Origin of the sequence: Pontibacter ummariensis (genome assembly GCF_900188175.1) — a bacterium.
In the GTDB taxonomy this organism is placed as follows: Bacteria; Bacteroidota; Bacteroidia; order Cytophagales; family Hymenobacteraceae; genus Pontibacter; species Pontibacter ummariensis.
The window spans coordinates 1-19,453 of sequence record NZ_FZOQ01000007.1; the positions used below are offsets into that span (position 1 = coordinate 1).

14 protein-coding genes and 1 tRNA gene are annotated in these 19,453 nt (G+C 51.1%); 5 read left to right on the plus strand and 10 right to left on the minus strand.

Going from position 1 to position 19,453, the window contains the following annotated elements:
- Nucleotides 1-392 precede the first annotated feature (392 nt).
- The gene (locus CHB92_RS09185) at nt 393-1,904 is read left to right on the plus strand and encodes a malate:quinone oxidoreductase (protein ID WP_089318910.1); all 1,512 of its coding nucleotides are present in this window, start codon (nt 393-395) and stop codon (nt 1,902-1,904) included.
- 120 nt (nt 1,905-2,024) lie between these two features.
- On the opposite strand, the gene CHB92_RS09190 is transcribed toward CHB92_RS09185, so the two are convergent.
- From CHB92_RS09190 to CHB92_RS09205, 4 genes are all read right to left on the minus strand, one after another.
- Complete coding sequence (locus tag CHB92_RS09190; RefSeq protein ID WP_089318911.1) at nt 2,025-2,417, minus strand: response regulator; 393 nt, start codon at nt 2,415-2,417, stop codon at nt 2,025-2,027.
- 17 nt (nt 2,418-2,434) lie between these two features.
- A complete protein-coding gene (locus CHB92_RS09195) occupies nt 2,435-4,978 on the minus strand; it encodes a PAS domain S-box protein (protein WP_089318912.1) in 2,544 nt (847 codons plus the stop codon).
- Between the two features lie 371 nt (nt 4,979-5,349).
- On the minus strand, nt 5,350-6,093 hold the full coding sequence (locus tag CHB92_RS09200) for a Mut7-C RNAse domain-containing protein (RefSeq protein ID WP_089318913.1): 744 nt from the start codon (nt 6,091-6,093) through the stop codon (nt 5,350-5,352).
- 93 nt (nt 6,094-6,186) lie between these two features.
- Entirely contained in the window at nt 6,187-6,951 is a 765-nt protein-coding gene (locus CHB92_RS09205) for an oxygenase MpaB family protein (protein ID WP_089318914.1), read from the minus strand.
- A gap of 183 nt (nt 6,952-7,134) precedes the next feature.
- On the opposite strand from CHB92_RS09205, the gene CHB92_RS09210 reads away from it, so the two are divergent.
- On the plus strand, nt 7,135-8,439 hold the full coding sequence (locus tag CHB92_RS09210) for an NCS2 family permease (protein WP_089318915.1): 1,305 nt from the start codon (nt 7,135-7,137) through the stop codon (nt 8,437-8,439).
- Nucleotides 8,440-8,575: 136 nt separating this feature from the next.
- On the opposite strand, the gene CHB92_RS09215 is transcribed toward CHB92_RS09210, so the two are convergent.
- Entirely contained in the window at nt 8,576-9,844 is a 1,269-nt protein-coding gene (locus CHB92_RS09215; protein WP_089318916.1) for an MgtC/SapB family protein, read from the minus strand.
- Between the two features lie 337 nt (nt 9,845-10,181).
- On the opposite strand from CHB92_RS09215, the gene CHB92_RS09220 reads away from it, so the two are divergent.
- A complete protein-coding gene (locus tag CHB92_RS09220; protein ID WP_089318917.1) occupies nt 10,182-11,045 on the plus strand; it encodes a M28 family peptidase in 864 nt (287 codons plus the stop codon).
- Between the two features lie 84 nt (nt 11,046-11,129).
- On the opposite strand, the gene CHB92_RS09225 is transcribed toward CHB92_RS09220, so the two are convergent.
- Nucleotides 11,130-11,203: transfer RNA gene (locus CHB92_RS09225), tRNA-Ile, on the minus strand.
- Between the two features lie 91 nt (nt 11,204-11,294).
- Here CHB92_RS09225 and CHB92_RS09230 point away from each other — a divergent pair.
- Nucleotides 11,295-11,924: an HAD family hydrolase gene (locus tag CHB92_RS09230; protein ID WP_089319067.1), complete on the plus strand. Its 630-nt coding sequence runs from the start codon at nt 11,295-11,297 to the stop codon at nt 11,922-11,924.
- A complete protein-coding gene (locus CHB92_RS09235; protein WP_089318918.1) occupies nt 11,914-13,200 on the plus strand; it encodes a site-2 protease family protein in 1,287 nt (428 codons plus the stop codon). Before CHB92_RS09230 ends, CHB92_RS09235 begins: the two co-directional genes overlap by 11 nt.
- Before the next feature lie 241 nt (nt 13,201-13,441).
- Here the strand turns inward: CHB92_RS09235 and CHB92_RS09240 are convergent, their stop codons facing one another.
- The 4 genes from CHB92_RS09240 to CHB92_RS09255 form a co-directional block, all read right to left on the minus strand.
- Nucleotides 13,442-13,756, minus strand: coding sequence for a rhodanese-like domain-containing protein (locus CHB92_RS09240; RefSeq protein WP_089318919.1), 315 nt, complete (start codon nt 13,754-13,756; stop codon nt 13,442-13,444).
- On the minus strand, nt 13,753-15,564 hold the full coding sequence (locus CHB92_RS09245; protein ID WP_179222997.1) for a T9SS type A sorting domain-containing protein: 1,812 nt from the start codon (nt 15,562-15,564) through the stop codon (nt 13,753-13,755). The genes CHB92_RS09240 and CHB92_RS09245 overlap by 4 nt, the downstream gene beginning before the upstream one ends.
- A gap of 184 nt (nt 15,565-15,748) precedes the next feature.
- Nucleotides 15,749-16,525: a PASTA domain-containing protein gene (locus CHB92_RS09250; RefSeq protein ID WP_089318921.1), complete on the minus strand. Its 777-nt coding sequence runs from the start codon at nt 16,523-16,525 to the stop codon at nt 15,749-15,751.
- A 99-nt stretch (nt 16,526-16,624) separates the two neighbouring features.
- Nucleotides 16,625-19,327 (minus strand): D-alanine--D-alanine ligase family protein, encoded by a 2,703-nt coding sequence (locus CHB92_RS09255; RefSeq protein ID WP_089319068.1) that lies wholly within the window; start codon nt 19,325-19,327, stop codon nt 16,625-16,627.
- Nucleotides 19,328-19,453 lie beyond the last annotated feature (126 nt).

Sequence of the window (19,453 nt, forward strand, 5' to 3'; positions counted from 1 at the left end):
CCACGAGTGATCCCATCGTGCCCAGGATGAGCAATGTGCCGAGTATTACAAAGAGGTAGAAGAAAAACTTTCTTGTGTTGTCCATGTTGCTAGATTTATTGTATCCGCTGCTATATACAAACAGCAAATACGAGATGTTTCAGCCCCTTGCTTTACAGCAAAAGGAGCATGATAAAACCGAGAAAGCATTACCTTAGCAGCCGTGATGAGGCTTATCTTTGGGCTAAACAGAAGTTTTTTGGGTGCCCCAAGCGCTAGCATAACAGGCTTGCCGGCATGTGCCGGAGGGCCAGGATCACTTTGCCTTAATCGCACATTTACTTGTATTCATTCTACAAAACAAGACATTTAATCTATTTTACACGTAACTTGAGATTACTATAGAATCTGTTATGATTAAAAGCGATAAATCTACCATTAAAGACCCTGATGTTATTTTAATAGGTGCCGGCATTATGAGCGCCACCCTTGGAACCTTACTTAAAGAGCTTCAGCCGGATTTAACAATAGCAGTATTTGAACGTTTGGAAGTAGCCGCCGCCGAGAGCTCCGACGCCTGGAACAATGCCGGTACCGGGCACTCTGCGTTCTGTGAATTGAACTACACGCCCGAACGCCCCGATGGCTCCATTGACACAAGCAAAGCAATCAAGATTGCCGAGTCTTTTGAGGTGTCGAAACAGTTCTGGGCCTACCTGATCGCGAAAAACCTCATAAAAATACCCGAGGACTTTATCAGAAGCATTCCGCACATGAGCTTTGTGTGGGGGGATGACAATGTTGATTTCCTGACAAAGCGCTACAAAGCCCTCATGCAGAGCCACCTTTTCCAGGGCATGCAGTACTCGGAAGACTGGGACCAGCTGGAAAGATGGATGCCTCTGATCATGGAAGGGCGTAACAAATCGGAGAAAGTGGCGGCCACCCGCATGGACATCGGCACCGACGTTAACTTCGGGGAGCTAACCCGCTGCATGTTCGACCACTTACAGAGTATGGACGGTGTAACGCTGCACTTTGGCCACGAGGTCCGTAACATGCGCAAAGAGTCGGACGGACGCTGGCGCGTGAAGATAAAAGATCTGGAATCCGGAGAAAAACGAAAGATACACGCCAAGTTTGTCTTCATCGGTGCCGGTGGCGGCTCGCTGCCGCTGCTCCTGAAGTCTGGCATACGGGAAGGGAAAGGCTTCGGCGGATTCCCGGTAAGCGGGCAGTGGCTCAAGTGCACAAACCCGGAGGTAATCGAGAAGCACCAGGCCAAGGTGTACGGCAAAGCCTCCGTTGGCTCGCCGCCAATGTCTGTGCCTCACCTGGACACCCGCATTATTAATGGCAGGAGAGAGCTTCTCTTCGGACCATATGCCGGCTTCTCTACCAAGTTCCTGAAGAAAGGGTCGTTACTAGACTTGCCGCGCTCTATCAAGCTGAATAACCTGCGCCCAATGCTGGCGGCAGGCATCAAAAATATTCCGCTTACCCGGTACCTCATCAATCAGGTGAGTCAATCGCAGGAAGACCGCGTGGAGTCCCTAAAGGCCTATGTGCCTAATGCCGACATGAAAGACTGGGAACTGGAAGTGGCCGGGCAACGCGTGCAGGTAATTAAAAACGACCCCGTTAAAGGAGGCGTGCTGGAATTTGGCACAGAGGTAGTGAGTGCTGCCGATGGCTCCTTAGCGGCGCTTTTAGGAGCCTCGCCAGGCGCTTCCACTGCTGTCTCTATCATGATCAGCCTGTTAAACCGCTGCTTCAAAGACAAGATGAATACCGCTGCCTGGCAAGAGAAGCTAAAGCAAATGATCCCGTCTCACGGCCAGCCGCTTGGCGATAATGCTGAGCTTGTGAACGAAGTGCGAGAATACACGAGCGAGGTGCTCGGGCTAAAAAGCCTGCAGGACTAAGCATAAGCCATAAAAGGAAAAGGCCTCCACATAGCATGGAGGCCTTTTCCTTTTATGGCGTCTGGTAGCATCATGTGTAGCTCAAACCTTTGCCAGGATAAGCTTAGCTTAAAGCTAACCTTAGTTTGCTTCGCTCCTTTTCTCGGAAAGAATTACCTGCACGTCCTCATTGCTTATCGGTTTATGAAACAAGCGATGCACAAAGGGGTATTCCTTTACCTTTTCGTGGTCTGATATATCGAGCGAAGAAGTAAGGATATAAATCCTGCATTCCGTTAACTGCCCGGCGTATGGCCTAAGGGCATCCAGAAACTCCCACCCGTTCATATAGGGCATGTTTACGTCAAGGAAAAAAACATCCGGCGGGTTATTACGGATATCACTGGTGATGTGATTCAAGGCGGCCTCGGCTTCCATAAAACAACAGATGTCCTCCGAGAACCCTTCTACCCTAAGGGTTTGCTCTGTCAGAAACAAACTGATCGGATCGTCATCAATAATAAAGGTCTTCATAAAGACTTACACTACTTTTACTTTAGGTTAATCACAAACTCTGTCCCTATATTCGGACGGCTACTGACTTCAATGGTTCCGTCCAAAGCACTTACCTGAGTTTTCACCAAATACAAGCCTATCCCTCTCCCCTCTCTGTCCTTGTGGAACCGCTTGTAGAGCTTAAAAAGATCGTTCCCTACCTTGTTCATGTCCATGCCGGAGCCATTGTCCGAGAAAGAGATCTCCGTTCCTTTGGTAGGGCAACTAACGCACTTGATGCTCACCCGGAGGGGGCGGTCCTCTGCCCGGTACTTAATTGCATTTGAAAGGAGGTTGTACAGGATACTGTGCAAGTAAGCTTTTTTCGTCCAGATACTACAGCATTCGGCAACATCCAGGGCGACTATCCCCTTACATTCCCGGAGCGGATCCTCCAGATAGGCTACTACCTGCTGGCAAACCTCCGAAAGCTTCACCTCTTCTTTGGGCACCGTGTCCTGGTTGTCCCGGATGGAGAGGATCATGTTCAAGTCCTTAAGTACTGTGTCGAGGCGCTGTGCGGAAGTTTTCAAGCTGCCCAATGATTTCTCAAAGGCTTCCTCCCCGCTGTTGAGCCTTGTAAGCAAACTCGACAGACCGAGGATGTTGGCAACCGGAGCCCGAAGATTATGGGAAACAATATACGTAAACTGCTGTAGATCGCGGTTCTGTCCGTAAAGGTCCCTGGCAAGCTTGGCCAGTTCTAGCTCGGATTTCTTTAGGTCTGTTATGTCTGTTTGTGTGGTGATGAATTTGACCAGCTCTCCTTCTTCGTTAAGAATAGGGCTCACCTTCACAGAAAACCATACTTCGTCTCCGTTCTTTTTATAATTCAGAATCTCGAAGCTGCTATGCTCCCCCTTTTTCAGCTTTTCTTCTACAGCAGTAAAAACCTTTTGGTCTGTGCCATGCTTGTGCAGCAGCTCCGATGGCCTCCACCCTACTGCCTCTTCAAAGCTATACCCTGTCAGCCTTGTAAAGCCTTCATTCACCCACTCTATCCTCCGGTCCTTGTCGGTAATGATAACCCCGTTCGTCGTTTTACTTGCTACCTGCGATAATTTCTTCAGCTCCTCCCCTGTTTTTACCCGCTCTGTTACATCAGTAAAGTAAACGGACAGGCCTTCCTCTGAAGGAAAGGCCTTTACCTCTACCCACACATCATAGGGGGCATAATAAGCTTCAAAACGAACTGCTTTCCCGGTCTCGATAGCCTCATGGTAGTGCCTGTAGAAGTCTCCTCCAACTTTCGCAGGGAACAGCTCCCACATGCTCTTTCCGATCACCTCCTGCTTGCTTCTGCGAAAAAGGCGCTCTGCCTCGCTGTTCATGTAGGAGAACCCCCAGCTCTTGTCCAGCATAAAAAATGCGTCTGTTATGCTCTCAAAGACGGTGTTTAACTTCTTTGCCTGCTGCCTAACCGCCTCATGGGCTTTTTTGATCGCGGTAATATCCTTTAGAATAGTATAGACGCCTCTAACCTCCCCATTGATCCACACAGGTACTTTTGTCCCGTCAAACTGTACCAGGCCCTTCCCCTCTATCTCTTGTTCAAAGTCGAATTTAACTGTCTTTCCAGCTAAAGCCTCTCCAAACCATTGCTCACACAAGGGCACCACAGAAGCTGGTACCAGGGAGGAAACATGCTGGTAAACCACCTCCTCCTGCTGCACACCGAAAGTCGCAGCAAACGCTTTATTCACGTCCTCCACATACCCTTCGTTGTTTTCGCGGAGAATGATATCGGGGTTGTTTTCAAACAGGGACCTGAAGCGCTGCTCACTTTCTTCCAGCCGTAGGTTACTTTGCTTACGCTCCGTAATTTCGCGCGCGCTATACACATATGCCTGTAAGCAGGGATTATGCATATGGTTCGTAGCTGCCGCTTCAAGCCAGCGCCACTCTCCGTTCGCTGCCCTGAACCTGAAATCTGATGCCTGCGCACGTTCTTCTTTCTCCAATGTATTCCACTGTGCCAGTACCTCGGGGAGGTCGTCCGGATGCATCAGGCCGAAGGCATTTTGCCCGATAAGTTCTGCCGGGTGGTAGCCTAGCAATTTCGTTACTGCCCCTCCCGTGTATAGGAAACTCCCCTGCTCATCCAGAAGCCCGAACATGTCTGCCCCGTTCTCCACCAGGGCTCTGTAAAACTCATCTTTCTTCAGCAGTTCCTGTCGGGCCTGAAACAGTTCTGTCACGTTACGGCCTATCCCCAAAACGGTCCGGTCTTCTTCACACCAGGACACAGACCACGCCACACGCACAAGATGCCCATCCTTATGGACACAGTTACTTTCAAAGGTAGCGCTCGGCGTTCCCTTGACGACAGCCTGTACTGCTGCATAGGACTTATCGCGGCAGGAGGGATGCATCAGATCAAAGAGGCATTTACCGGAAAGCTCTTCCTGGGTGTACCCCAGCATGGACAGAAAGGAAGCATTACCCGCCAGAAATTTTCCATCCTGATCCAGCATGTAGATAATGTCTGGCGATAGCTGAATTGCTTTTTCAGCCAGCCTGCTCCGGTAATCATGAATCATCTTATAAACATTAAGCTATTTTCAATAATATTATTCTAGTAAGAGTTCCTGTGCACGCACACCTCCTGCATTTATAACTTTTTTGCCACAAACATAACATGATCAGCTTTGCCTACTTTTAAGCTGTTACAAAAAAACCTTTAAATAAACATGCAAGCGCAAAAACAGGCTTCTAAATATAAACAAACAAGCCAACCTTCACTCCATCCAAACTTTCATTTTTTTCACAAGCCCCGTTTGGCTTCAAACCTTGGGTTTGGGAAATTACCAATACACCCAAAAGGTTATTGTTTTACCTGTTACAGGAGTACACCATACAAAGTGAAGCAAAAAGAAGATGAGGAATGACCTACACACTGGCTGCTATAGCGCTAAGACTCCCGTGCCATTTTTACGAACGCCTGCATGCGGTCGTAATGAGACCCCTTCCAGTAAACGCGCTGACACGAGGGGCATTGGAAGAATTCGTTGAAATAGCGTTTGGTCTTGGGAGGAAGCGCATCAACAACGCTTTCTTTTGAGACAGGCACCACCTTTCCGTTACACGCCAGACACCTTTCAAAAGGCTTCATCCCCGGTTTTAGTTGAAAGTGTCTGATTACTTCGGTCAACTGTTCTGCCAGGTGCTGTGAGCGGAGCCAGTATCCCCATCGGATAACTTTTTGCTTCAGCAGCCCTACGTCTCGGGTCAGCACGACGCGTTCTTCTTCCGCCGCAACCTGAGCTATAGCCCTGTCCGTGTAGTCGTTCCTGTAGAGCGTATCAAAGCCTAGCATGCGTAGGGCTTTAGCCAACTTCCCTAAGTGGACATCCAGTATAAACTTATCCGGTGCAGGATCCAACACCCCGAAAGAGTAACTTTCCGGCCAGGAAACATGCGACCTGGCCGGATAAACTTCTACCCTGTCTCTTTCTAACAAAAGATAGAAAAAGCTCGCCGGGACATCGTTTACCAGCACCACATCTACCTCGGGGTGCGGCACCCCCATCGCCTCTATGGCATCCTTCACAGCGGGTTGTCCCTTAAAGCCGTAGGATACCCAGCCATCTTTTCGGGAAGCTGGCAGAAAGTCCTTCAGGCTATCATGGAATCGGAAAAGAGCTTGCTGGTTCATACAAAATAGTACAGGTTCTAAAACGAGGAAGCCTCCAACGGGTTTGGTAAACCGGCCGGAGGCTTCTATAAAGATGAAGCTTAAATTACCTTCCTAAGAAGGTGCAACATCCAGTGATTTGATCTCTGCTTTGTAGTCGCCAGGCAGAATCAGAGACTTCAAGAACCAGTCTGCCTTTACCGCACGGGTGAGTTTGTACAGCTTCAGTACAGGCGTGAGTAAAGAGACATCCCGGAAACCCAACAGTTCGCTGACCCTCTTCGGAACGACCAGTGTTTGCGCTTCCAGCAACAAGGCATACCGTATGGCTCCCAGGTGCTTTTTATACTGCCGGAACAAGTCCTTAGAGTAAGCGCTTTTCTCGAGGTTCTCGTTCAGGTGCTCCTGGCGCATCAGGAGCCAGTCAGCGTAAGTCGTCGGAAGGCCTTTTAAGCCCATGCGGCTCCCTACCCTGTAAAACACCTCGAACACTTCTGCCTTTTCGGGCTCAGTCAGCTTTCTTTCCAGCACCTCGAAAGAGCGGATAGAATAGTCAATCAGCATAAAGAGCACATCCCGATAGGCCCAGTCCGGTATAGACATGCCCCGTTTCTCCTCCACGGCAGCATGGATGGCAGCCATTTTGTCGATGGCCCTGTTTGCCCCCTCCAGCTCAGAAAAGACAATCCGCCGGGCATAAGCCACGGTGGAGAACAGCCTCCCCAGCGGGTCGGCGGGTAACCTACCGGTAAAATAAAGCCAATCCACAGCTTTATTGACAGCAAACTCGGCAGACGCTCCGGCAAAGATAAACAGGATGGTGTCCCCGTCCCCCCAGATTCTACGCACTATAGCGCCTTCATTTACAAAATATTTCATGTTTTGAGAACAAACAGGTAAACAAAAACGTGCAGTTCATTGGCTGAGACACATCGAAAAAAACAGCTGCTGAAGGAGTTTTTATCATCTCTCTCCAAAAGGGGCATGAAGACTTACAAGGTATTTCTTAATTTAGGCCCTCTACTTATTTAAAGCCGCAAGGCACACCTCAACCCGCACAAAATGCTTTCTTATTTCGAACTGAAGAAAAACGATACCAATCTACAAACGGAGGTAATCGCCGGGATCTCCTCCTTCTTGGCAACAGCCTACATCATCGTCGTTAACCCGAGTATCCTGAGCCAGGCAGGAATGCCTTTTGCGGCCGTACTGACAGCAACCGTGCTCGTGTCCTTCTTCAGTAGCCTGATGATGGGGATTTACGCCAAAAACCCCATTTTGGTAGCCCCGGGAATGGGCCTGAACGCTTTCTTTGCTTTTTCTGCCGTTATCGGCTTAGGCGTTCCCTGGCAAGTGGCTCTCGGGGCTGTCTTCTGGTCGGGCATCTTGTTTCTCCTGCTCTCTGCCTTTAACATCCGGACGCTGATCATACGGGCCATCCCGCGCCCCCTGCGCTTTGCCATCGCCTCCGGGATCGGTTTATTTATTACCCTTATTGGCTTTACCAATGCCGGGTTTATTATCCAGAACCCGTCCACCATTATGGGGGTCAGCACCCTGAACCCCACACTCATCACTTTTCTGGCTGGCTTGCTGCTTACAGCAGTCCTACTGGTGCGTAACGTGAAAGGCGCTATTCTCATCGGCATTGTCTTCACTACACTGGCCGCCTACCCACTGGGACGTTGGTGGGGAACAGAAGCTGATCCCCTGATCGTCTGGCAAGGTGTTTTTGCGGCACCTGACTTTAGCCTGCTTTGGGAGCTGGACCTTGTCAACTCCCTGCAACTGTCCATTTTGCCGGTGATCTTTGCCTTCGTGTTTACCGATATGTTCGATAGCCTCTCCACGCTTGTGGGACTGGCAGAAGCTGCCAACCTGCTGGACGAGCAGGGACAGCCCCGCAACGTAAAACAGGCACTTGTGACAGACGCAGTCGCCACCACACTGGCTGGTTTGGTGGGCTCCAGCCCCGGCACGGCTTACGTGGAGTCGGCGGTAGGCATAGAGGCCGGCGGCCGTACAGGATTAACTGCCGTGGTAGGAGGCCTGCTGTTTCTGCCTTTTCTGTTTTTAGCCCCGCTGCTTTCGGTAGTGCCGGCCATCGCCACCGCTCCGGCCCTGGTGCTGGTAGGGGCTTTTATGGTTCGCCCTATCGTCAAAATTGATTGGTTGCAGCTGGATGAGGCTATACCGGCGTTTCTGGCCCTAGTACTGATCCCCTTCACCCACTCTATCACCCAAGGCATTATCTGGGGCTTCTTGAGCTGGACAGCCTTGAAAATAGCGACCGGTAAAAGAAAAGAACTAAGCCCAGCCCTTTTGGTGATTGATGCCTTTTGTGTAGTGGCTTTGGTGCTGGAGTAAGGTAAACTGGACACAAAACAGCGTTTATCTAGATAGGGTCAGACTCAGATTTGGTTCCTATCAGGAATGAAGCTGTTACGCCCTAATCTGTTGTAGCCTCTGTCTATGCTGGCGTAGCTCTCAAACTTGCGAGGGATTAAAACCATTCTGTCAGCAAGTCCAACTCCTCCGGCCATAACCACAAAATTGCGATACCCCCTATTAGCACCAGGCCTAGCAATAAAGCGATTTTGGCAAACAGACTGCGGCTGCCCAGAAACCCCGCCAGCACAATTTTAAAAGCGATGTTAGAGAGCGCACCTATCAGAATGACCCGCCAACCGTTATGCAGGTCGATGTTACCGCTTGTCATCAGGCGGGCAGTGGAGAGGGTAATGGCATCGACGTTGGTGAGGCCAGAGAGTATCCCAACAATATACAGTCCTTCCTCGCCCAGGAAATCCTTCGCAGCTGCACTGGCAAAAATCACGACGCCATACACCAGGCCAAAAACCAGGGCCACCTTTAGCTGTGCGGGGTTGCCCTGTTCCGGCATTCTTTCGCCGTTATTCCCTTTAAAGATGTAAGCCACTCCTGCAATTACCGTCATCAGCAGAAACATGGCAATAAACGGAGGTGCCACGATGCCCAGGATATCCGGTGCTACCACCGTTACCTCCAGCAGTATACGAACAAAGGCAATGGTAGAGGCAATCAAAATCACCAGGGCCGCCAGCATGGTATTGGCAGAAGCGCTCTTAGTGCGGCGGGCATAGCTCACTGTAGTGGCTGTGCTGGATATCAAGCCTCCCAGGCTCCCTCCCAGTATGGCACCGGCCTTCCCCCCAAAAGCTTTGTAGGCAAAGTAACCGAGCAGGCTGATGCTCACGATCAGCACGACCATGAGCCAGATATTGTGCGGGTTAATGACGTCGTATGGGCCATAGGTTCTGTTTGGCAGTACAGGCAGTATCACCATCGAGATGACCACCAGTTTCATAATAGCCCGGATGTCCTTCTCCCCGATCCGATCCACAAAGCCGTGCAAGGTACCTTTCATCTGCAGCAGGACAGCCACTGTGGCGCCGAGGGCTATGGCCACCGTGCTGCTGCCATGCACCAGGTAAGCACCTATGGTAAACATCAGCAGCATGGCTACCTCGGTGGTTAGGCCCACCCGTACAACTGTTGTTTTTATGCGCAGGAAGTTACCAATGACCACAATCGCTGTTATGCTAACAAAACCAGCAGCCACAACCCAACCACCATACTCTACGGACAGAAGAGCTGACAGCGTGCCTAAGAGGGTCACAAGGGGGAAAGTGCGAATGCCCGCCAGCTTTGAGTTCTGGTACTGCCGCTGCAGCCCTACCAGTAAACCTAACCCTAACGATATTCCTAACACTTCAAAAAGCTCTAACTCCATATACAATTAACCTGTGGCACATCAGGCCTATAAATACGTGTACAGGCTGGCCAGGGAGTAGAAAAAACGGCAAGTGGAAGAGGTAACAAGGGCTTTGAGGACACAATCAGCAAGAGATCGAAAGCGTATTTCATTCAAATACTGGTCATTACAATAAGGGGAGAACTTCCTAAGTTTTGTAAAGTTTGTTACCACACAAACCTCAAACTCAGTAAGAGTAAAACAAAAGTGACCATCAACTTTATAAACTGTTAGTTCGGTTAATAAAGTTGTGTAAGCTGGATTTATACTTTGTCATCACTGAAAGTATCAACTGTAACTTCCTACGCAGCATCCTATGAAAGCACAAACTAGCCGACTGTACCACGACGTAGAATTCTTGACAACAATAAACCCGGCCAGAAATTACCTAAACTTAAGTTCCCTCGAGAAAGTGGTGGGTTATATCCAACAAGAGTTTAAGCAGTGCGGTGCCGCCCCGGGAACACAGACCTGGCAGGCAGAGGGCAGGGAGTATAAAAACATCCTTGCCTCTTATAACCCCGACAAGTCGCGCCGGTTAATTGTGGGGGCCCACTATGATGTGTGTGGCGACCAGCCTGGAGCAGACGACAATGCCAGTGCCGTAGCAGGTTTACTAGAACTTGCAAGACTTGTTTTCGCACAACAGCCTGCCCTGGGCTATAGGATAGATTTTGTAGCCTACTGCCTGGAGGAGCCTCCCTTTTATGCAACAGAACTGATGGGCAGTTACGTGCATGCAAAGTCCCTGCACGAGCACAAGGTGGATGTGATGGGGATGATCTGCCTGGAGATGATCGGCTACTTCTCAGAAAAGCCCGACTCACAGCCTTTTCCCTCACCCGAACTGGCAGAACTCTACCCGCATGTTGCCAACTTTATTATCGTAGTGGGCATCGCGCAATATGAAGACTTCAACCGAAAAGTACATCAGTTAATGTCGGATGGCTCTGCCATAGATGTCCAGGTGATCAGCTTCCCGGCTGCTCATGGTCTGGCGGGCATGTCTGACCACCGGAACTACTGGAAGTTCGGGTATCCGGCGCTTATGATCAACGACACCTCCTTTATCCGCAACCCCCACTACCACATGCCAACGGATACCATCGGCACGCTGGACTTCGAAAAAATGACAGAGGTAGTGAACAGCACTTATAGGGCGATTACGAACATGCTTTAGTTATTTATAAGGCAAGAGCTGCAAATATTATGCACAAAAAAAGCACTTACTCCGAATGAACGATGTAAGTGCTTGATACTGAAGTGGGCCCACCTGGGCTCGAACCAGGGACCACCTGATTATGAGTCAGGTGCTCTAACCAACTGAGCTATAGGCCCGTTCCCTTTTAAGGAATGTACTTCCTTTGATTTGGGAGTGCAATTTTACATATTTGCATTCAATATTTCAAACAGAAACGAAAATTTTTCCGTGGATCTGACCCAAATAAAGAACATTATTTTCGACCTCGGCGGGGTCATCATCAACATAGATTACAACAAGAGCATACAGGAGCTGCAGAAGCTATGCAAAGACAACTGCAACGTTGCCTTTAGCCAGAAAGAACAGTCGCACTTGTTCGACCTGTATGAGACAGGCGTTAGCTCCAGCGACGAGTTCCGCAACAACCTGCGCGAAACCTACAAGATAGAGGCCACCGACGAGCAGATCGACCATGCCTGGAACGCCATGCTGCTCGACATCCCCAAAGAGCGCATCGACCTGTTGCTGGAGCTGGGCAAGAAGTACCGTATTTACCTGCTGAGCAATACCAACGCAATCCACATGAAACGCTTTAACGAGATCGTGGAACACAGCTTCACGATTCCTAGCCTGGATTCGCTATTTGAGCAGAGCTACTACTCTCACCTGATCGGGCAGCGCAAGCCGAACGCCCCGGTGTTTGAGATGATCCTGGAGCAGAATGGCCTGAAGCGGGAAGAGACGTTGTTTATAGACGACAGCATCCAACACATTGAAAGTGCAAAGAAGATAGGACTGCAAACCCTGCACTTGCAGCCTCCGCTTACCATTAACCAGGTGTTTCAAGATGGGGTCTAGGCAGTACCGCACATACGGACTGCACCTGCTGCTATTCTGTGTTACCCTCATTACGACGACTATTGCCGGGGCCGAGTGGCAGTTCGGGAAACTCTTCTTTCTGGGGCCCCAGGGCTTTGATTGGACGGGTACCTTTACGTGGGCGGAGTATAAGGCCGGCCTGAATTTCTCGCTGCCCTTTTTGGGTGTGCTTACCGTGCATGAGTTCGGGCACTACTTTACCGCACGCCATTACCGGACCTACGTCACCTTGCCCTATTACATTCCACTTTGGTTTGGGGTTACCTTCTCTATTGGTACCATGGGAGCCTTTATCCGCATCAAGGAACGCATCTTTTCACGGAGGCAGTTTTTTGATATTGGTGTTGCCGGCCCTTTGGCAGGCTTTGTGGTAGCGGTACCGCTGCTGTTTTATGCCTTCACTCACTTACCCCCGGCAGACTTTATCTTCAAGGTACACCCCGAGTACAAGCAGTTTGGCCTGAACTACGCGCAGCATGTGTACCAGGAGGGGGTTGGCAATTTTGCTATCGGTCGTAACCTGCTGTTCATGTTCTTTGAGCAGTTTGTGGCTGATCCTAGCCTTGTTCCGAACCAGTACGAGGTCATCCACTACCCCTATGTGTTTGCCGGCTTCCTGGCCCTGTTCTTCACTTCCCTAAACCTGCTCCCGATCGGGCAGCTGGACGGGGGCCATGTGCTCTATGGATTGATCGGCTACCGCCGCTTCAACCGCCTCTCCCCTATCTTCTTTACCCTGTTCATTCTGTATGCCGGACTGGGCGTGATTTCTCCGCACAACGTGCCGGTCTGGGAGGAGGATTTACTACTTGTGTTTGCGCCCTTTGCCTACTGGGCCTGGTGGAAGATCTTAGGAGACAGACGCCAGGGCCTGGCTGCCGCCCTAGGCATGCTGCTGGTCCAGTACAGCCTGTCTGGCTTGTTCCCTTTGGCTGAGGCGTATATGTGGTTATGGCCCTTTTATGCGCTGTATCTGGTGTTTGTGCTACAGCCTGCTACACCGAAAATCCAGTACAGTATTTACATAGCCGCTGCAGTTCTGATCCTACAGGTGCTGGTCTCTTTCTTCTTTCCGGAGGCGGATGGCTACAGCGGATGGCTGGTGTTTGGCCTGCTGCTATCACGGGAGATGGGTATTTTCCACCCCTCCTGCCCTGACGAACAGCCGCTTACTCCCTTGCGCAAAGCACTGGGTATCCTGGCCTTCGTCATCTTTATTCTCTGCTTTACCCCGGCGCCGTTTATTATAAAGTAGGAGACTGCAACTCCTGTTCGGACACATCCCTTTCGTGGTGCTTTTGGAGAGAAACTGAAGCTACAGGAGCTTTCTGTTAAGATAAAAAGGTTTCCAACCCGGGGTGTTAAGACAAGGAGGGAGTAGGTGGTTGGATATCTGTAAGAGACATCAATTCCAAGACAGGAGGTATAAAACAAGCAGCGGCGGCAGGTACAACACCTGCCGCCGCTGCTGCTCGTTTTACTTTGGGTTGAACGTCTTAGCCCTGTGCTTTATTGTAGGCTAGAATGCCGCCAAGCAGGTTGCGCACGTTATTGAAGCCTTGCTGCTGCAGGAAGGCTTTGGCGTTGGCAGAGCGGGCCCCGGAACGGCACTGCACGATGACTTCCCTGTCTTTCAGGTCCTCGAGATCTGCAACTTTCTGTGGCAAAGTACCGAGTGGGATGTTTTGGGCGCCGGCAATATTAGACTCCTGGTACTCCCAGTCCTCCCGTACATCTATAATAACGGGGGTTTCCCCTTTATCCAGGCGCTCTATTAATTCTTCTACTGTGATATCTGCTGAAGTGATCATAGTTTAGTTAGTATTAATTTTTTCGTGATAATAGCTTTTCTTGTTTGAATACGCAAAGTATAAAGCCCGGGTGCGAGGTGTTGGAGGCTAATGGGTTGTCCTTGCCCCTGAAACTTTTGGCTGTGCACGAGCTTGCCTGTCACGCTGTATACCTGCACCTGCTCGTAAGGCTCATTCAGGAAAACATCTCCCGCAGAAGGATTAGGGAATACTTTGAACCTTCTGGCCAGCAAGTCCTCCTCTACTCCAAGTGGCTCTCCCACCAGTACCGGTCGCAGCATGATCGCCCCCTCCAGCGTGGTCTCTTCTGTCCAGCCGGTAAAAGGGACGTAGGTAAAGCGACGGCCCGCAGCTGTTTCGTTTTTATCAAAGCCAATGTTTACAAAGGTGCCTCCCGGCTGTGACCATCCTACGTAAAAGCTTCCCTCCACCGGCACTGTTTTGGACAGGTTCACCTGGTAGAACTCATTCAGCGTATCAGTGTACTGTATCTGGAAAGTTTGCTGGTGCAGTACTTCGCCGGGTACCCCGTTGTTATCGTCCCATACCTTAAAAGTCAGCGAGGTGTTGGAAAGGTCTTTGCCAATGCGGGGAAAATAAACCCTAAAGGCACTTAACTGGTCTGGCTGGAACAGATCAAAGCGGGTAGCAATTTGGGTGGTGCCGGTTCCCAGGAAACTGAAACCGGCCTCCGCGGTACCGTCATCATACGCGAAGTAGTCCGCAAACTCTGTTTTACGCTCGGTAATGTCGTTGGCCCGCTCCAAGGGGTTTTGCTCCCGGGTGTCCAGCTTAATACCGTGGTAGAGGGTAAAAGGACCACTCTGGGGCAAGGTAACGGCGTCTAAGGTTGGCGTGCCCGTAATACTGTACTGAAAAGCAGCAGCCGGGACCAGCCCTTCACCACGCAGGAAAGTATCCGCTACAGCCTCGCTTGCCTCTCGTATATAGCCCCGCCAGCTGATGGCACCAGGCAGCCCCCCCAGGTTGTTGACTGTGGTCCGTACTTCCTCTGCCAGCGCCGCCTCCGGGTTTGCCAGGAACTGCCGGGCCGGAATAGCCGTGTAGTGCTCCAGCAGTCTGCTTACCCCTTCGCTAATGGCAATGTCGCGTGTTGTGTTCAGGCCTCTGCGGCGATTCTTATCCAGCAGGATGTAGTCAATGTTCCAGACATCAGCCAGGCCATTGCGCTGCCCTATATTCGTCCATCGGAACTGGAAGTCGTTGTGAAAAAACTTAGGATCCGTGATGGCCTCAAACACCTGCACAAAAGGCGTTACCTCCCCTACCGCATTCTGCCGCCATACCGGGTGCCAGGTACCCGTTTGGTCTTTAAACTCCAGCTGCAGGTACTTGAGGTCGTTTTGGGTCAGGTCCGGCACATCGCCCAAACCACCCGACTGCCACCAAAAGCTTAGGTAAACAGAATCTGAGGGGCTAAGACCACCCAAAAGAATCGGTGCTGAGGTAAGCGTATCCGACACACCCGCCCCAATGGAATTGGGAGCATAGGGAAAGCCAAAGCGGTTAAGCCCGTCAAAAGTGGCCACGTTAATGGTCAAGGGTTCGAAGCCAAAACGGTTGTTGATAAACACGCCACTCGTGTTCCAAAGCAAGGGGTCTGGCACTACGTTGGAGGTGGCAAAGTCCTCGAAAAAAGGGAGCGGCACAGGGACGGCGGCAGCTGTGCGGAAAGCCTGCGGAGCCGGCACCTGCCGGGCCTCCATCTGCAAAGGTTGTAAAACAGCCTGTGCCTTGGCCCCGACAGCACAGCATAATATGAAGAATACAAGCGACAGTTTTTTCATATTGATCAAAGAGAACAAAAGCCCTAAACCTAACTTTGCTCTCTGCATATTTTATTTACTGGTAGTACGCATTTGTGATTAAGAAAAGCTACTGTAACCCTTCCCTAGTGCCTTACACCGAATATTGTAATAACGAAAGCGCCTACCATTTCTGGTAGGCGTCTTTCAACTATTTTGTATCACGTTACTCGATTCCCTGTATTGGCTCCTGCCCGGCCACCCACAGGTCAACAAACTCCCCTACCCGGATCTTGGCGTTTACCTCCGGGTAGGGGCGCTGCTTCAGCACTGTGCCGTCCGGCTCCTCGCTGCCCTGCACATAGATGATGTTGCCGATCTGCAGGCCTTGTCCTACCAGCGCTACCGAAGCCTCATCCACTGGCTGCCCTACCACGTCCGGCACCTCAAACTCGGTGTTGCCCAGGCCATCGCCTACCTGCAGGTCCACCACAGAACCTTTCGGGATCATCTCCCCCGGCTGCACTTCGCGGCCGTTTACCAGTTGTTTTAATACGGCGTTTTCCTGCAGGTCCGGGATCTTGGTGATCTTACCGCGCTTCAGGTCGTAGCTTTTCAGGATCAGCTCCGCGTTTTTCACCGAGCCGTCTACCAGCTTCGGCATCTTGATCATCGGCGGGTTTTTCATGTTCACCGAGATATAGATCTTGCGGTCTTCCTTTACCTCTGCGCCAGGGGCCGGGTCCTGCGTCAGGATCACGAAAGGCTCCAGGTCGGGCTTATAGGTCGAGTCATTGATGAAGTAGCGCAGGTTCTGGTCTTCCAGCAACTCCTCCGCATCACTCAGCTGCATCCCCTCGATGCGCGGCACCGGAATGCTCTCGCCATGGTTGGTGGTATACGGCAGGTACACGTAAAAAAAGCCAACTACGAGCACGGCCACAATGGCCGCCATGATGGCGAGATGCTTTAACACATCGGCAAATGAATTTGCTTTAAACATGGGTGATTTTAATAAGACAAAAGACGCAGGACAAAAGAACAAGGCTCTCCTGTAAGCTTCATCTTTCCCACTTTCTAATTTTTAATTATCTACTAACAATTACTCTACTCCCTTCATTTTCGTACGCTCCATGCCATACTGCAGGATGCGATCGATGAAGTCGTACGGTTTGTACCCGTTTATGGCAGTCTGGTGGAAGATACAGGTAGCTGGCGTCATGCCGGGCAGGGAGTTCACCTCGATGATGATCGTCTCCACCTCGTCGTTCTCCAGCACACGCACAAAGGCATCGATACGGGCATAGCCTTCGATATTCAAGATCTTTGCCACGCGCTCCAGGTCCTGCTTCACCTTATCCGATATCTGCTGGCGCCGCACCGGGTCTGCTGCGTAACGTGCCGGCGTGATGTTCTGCCCTTCACCTGCCAGGAACTTCTCCTCCAGCGATAACACCTCCCCTTCGGCCAGCGCCTCTGATGCCTCAAACACCTCATAGCTGACGGTACCGTCCGGCGCGTAGCGTGTGAGTAAGCCACCCGTGATCTCCAGGAAGTGCTTCGCACCATTCTTTGAGATCAGCGTCTCTACCAGGAAGCCTGCTTTGTTCGGGAACTCCTCTTTAAAGCCCAGCGACAAGGTACGCGCGCACTCCGTGTCCAACTCCTCCATCTCACGGAAAATCAGCTTCGCGAAAGCTTCCAGTTCCGCCCGGTTCTTTATCTTCTTCACCGCCGAGCTACAGCCGTCGTCCGCTGGCTTGGCAATGAACGGATAGTTGAAGTCAGTTTCTATCTTCCGGAAGAAGGCCTCCTTATCCTGCAGCCAGTCCTCTTTAAAGGCCATGGCATGCTTGGCTACCGGCACCCCGTGCTTCGCAAGGATCTCGTTGGTTTCGTACTTATTGATTGTGATCTGGGAAGAACGGATGCCCGAGCCATTGTAAGGGATGTACAGCTTCTCCAGTTCTTCCTGCAGGGCACCATCCTCTCCCGGACGACCGTGCAGGGCGATGAACACAGCATCTACCAGGTTCTTCAGTTGCGCATAGCTAATGCGCTGAGGCTCCTGCAGACTGCGACCGGTGTACTTGCGCGTAATGCCTTCCGCCTCCTGTATGATCTGGGCCAGCACCGGGTGCGGCTTGCCGCCGTGCTCAAAGTGCTGGATCTTCTCTTTGATGTCATCCGCGTTATCCTTCAGCATGATGTTGATCGGGATCGTGTGCAGTTGATGCTCCTCGTTATTCCCAGTCAGGAAGATAGGGAGTGGCTCATATTTGGTAGAGGAGGAAAGCTTCTCATAAATGTTGCGGCCGCTCTCCACCGAAATATGTCGTTCAGAAGAGTATCCCCCCATGATCACCCCCACCCGTTCCTTGTCGTGCCGGTGTGCCTGTTGCTCTTTGATGGAGCTATCCAGTTGCTGTAGCAGGCGCGTCAGCTTCACTGTATACTTACCAGACTTCAGGCGCTCGGCTACAGAGGTACGGATGATATAGGTCAGGAACTGCGAAGGGTTCAGGCCGATCTCCGCTGCCTGGTGGAAGAAGAACGACGAGGGCAACATACCGGACGTGGTATTCGGGTCGTTCAGGAAAATCTCGCCACCTTCGGTGATAAAGCCATCCAGACGGGCATACACATTAAAGCCAAAGTCCTGAAACAACTTGCTGCACGCTTTGCGGATGTCCTGTATCTGCTCGGTTGGCAGGTTGATCGGCGTAATTTTACGGCTCAGGCCGGGCAGGTACTTGGAACGGTAGTCGAATACTTCGCTGCCTTTCACGATCTCCGTTGGCGGCAGGGCCAGCGGTTTTCCGTTTTCGTCCTGCACCACGATACAGGAGAACTCCTTGCCCTGGATAAAGGACTCTACCAATATCTGCTGTTCGTGCTCTACATTGGTCAGCGTGATCGTGTCTGTTCCCGAGCCGTTGAACGTCTCGTTAATATGATTCAGTAGCTCCTCCGGATGGTAAATGATCTTCCCATCTTCCAGCACCACTGGCATGCCGATGCCCTCGCGGATGTCCACGAGCTGCTTCATGCTCATGACCTGCTTCTCCTCTCCCATCGCCTGCCATTGGCTCTTGTAAATGGTCTTGGTAAAGAAGCTGCGGTCTACCCCTGCCTCAAAAGCGGCAAAGTCTTTTTCTTTGATGATGGACACTCCGATTGACGAACCTTGGTGTGGTGCCTTCAGCACCAGCGGCAGGCCAAGCTCTTCTACCAGCCTGTTAAACAACTGCTCGCGATTTTGCTTATCTGCCCAGGCTGCATGTTGGATGGTCCGGTAATCGGGAGTAGGGAAGCCGTGCTGTTTAAGCAACTCTTTCTGCACCACCTTGTCGATACCGATGGCTGATGGCAGGATGCCGGATCCGGAATACGGGATATGGTACCACTCCAGCAAGCCCTGTATGCTGCCGTCCTCTCCGTAGGGGCCATGCAGCGCCAGGAACGCAAAGTCGAAGTGGTTCTTGAACTCATAAGGCAATAGGCGCTTGCCTGCTTTGGCAATAATCCTGTCCTGCTCCTCGATGCTCAACTCGCCCAAAGACTCCATGTAAATCTGCAGTCCGTGCTCGCTCTCCGGCAGGGCTTCCACAGGCGGGTAAAAGTCCCGCACAGTCCCTTTGTAGATGTATTGCCAGTCCAGCAAAATAAAGTTACCCAGGCTGTCCACAAACACCGGAACCGCCTCAAACAGTGCCTTATCTAAATTATCGTATACCGTACGGCCACCTGCAAACGAGATTTCGCGTTCGCGTGATGGTCCTCCGAAGATTATTCCTACTTTCATCATCGCAAAGGTAATAATTTTAGCCACTACTTCAGCAAGTAGCGTCCCTTACAGCAGCTAACGATTTTCGGTGCAACTATAGTTTAGCAATCAATGCCTGGCAGCCTTTTGCCTTGTGCTCCATCT

Bases quoted from the DNA above. Each gene is read 5' to 3' on its own strand.
- CHB92_RS09185 (WP_089318910.1), top strand. From the start codon at position 393: ATGATTAAAAGCGATAAATCTACCATTAAAGACCCTGATGTTATTTTA.
- CHB92_RS09190 (WP_089318911.1), bottom strand. From the start codon at position 2,417: ATGAAGACCTTTATTATTGATGACGATCCGATCAGTTTGTTTCTGACA.
- CHB92_RS09195 (WP_089318912.1), bottom strand. From the start codon at position 4,978: ATGATTCATGATTACCGGAGCAGGCTGGCTGAAAAAGCAATTCAGCTA.
- CHB92_RS09200 (WP_089318913.1), bottom strand. From the start codon at position 6,093: ATGAACCAGCAAGCTCTTTTCCGATTCCATGATAGCCTGAAGGACTTT.
- CHB92_RS09205 (WP_089318914.1), bottom strand. From the start codon at position 6,951: ATGAAATATTTTGTAAATGAAGGCGCTATAGTGCGTAGAATCTGGGGG.
- CHB92_RS09210 (WP_089318915.1), top strand. From the start codon at position 7,135: ATGCTTTCTTATTTCGAACTGAAGAAAAACGATACCAATCTACAAACG.
- CHB92_RS09215 (WP_089318916.1), bottom strand. From the start codon at position 9,844: ATGGAGTTAGAGCTTTTTGAAGTGTTAGGAATATCGTTAGGGTTAGGT.
- CHB92_RS09220 (WP_089318917.1), top strand. From the start codon at position 10,182: ATGAAAGCACAAACTAGCCGACTGTACCACGACGTAGAATTCTTGACA.
- CHB92_RS09235 (WP_089318918.1), top strand. From the start codon at position 11,914: ATGGGGTCTAGGCAGTACCGCACATACGGACTGCACCTGCTGCTATTC.
- CHB92_RS09240 (WP_089318919.1), bottom strand. From the start codon at position 13,756: ATGATCACTTCAGCAGATATCACAGTAGAAGAATTAATAGAGCGCCTG.
- CHB92_RS09245 (WP_179222997.1), bottom strand. From the start codon at position 15,564: ATGAAAAAACTGTCGCTTGTATTCTTCATATTATGCTGTGCTGTCGGG.
- CHB92_RS09250 (WP_089318921.1), bottom strand. From the start codon at position 16,525: ATGTTTAAAGCAAATTCATTTGCCGATGTGTTAAAGCATCTCGCCATC.
- CHB92_RS09255 (WP_089319068.1), bottom strand. From the start codon at position 19,327: ATGAAAGTAGGAATAATCTTCGGAGGACCATCACGCGAACGCGAAATC.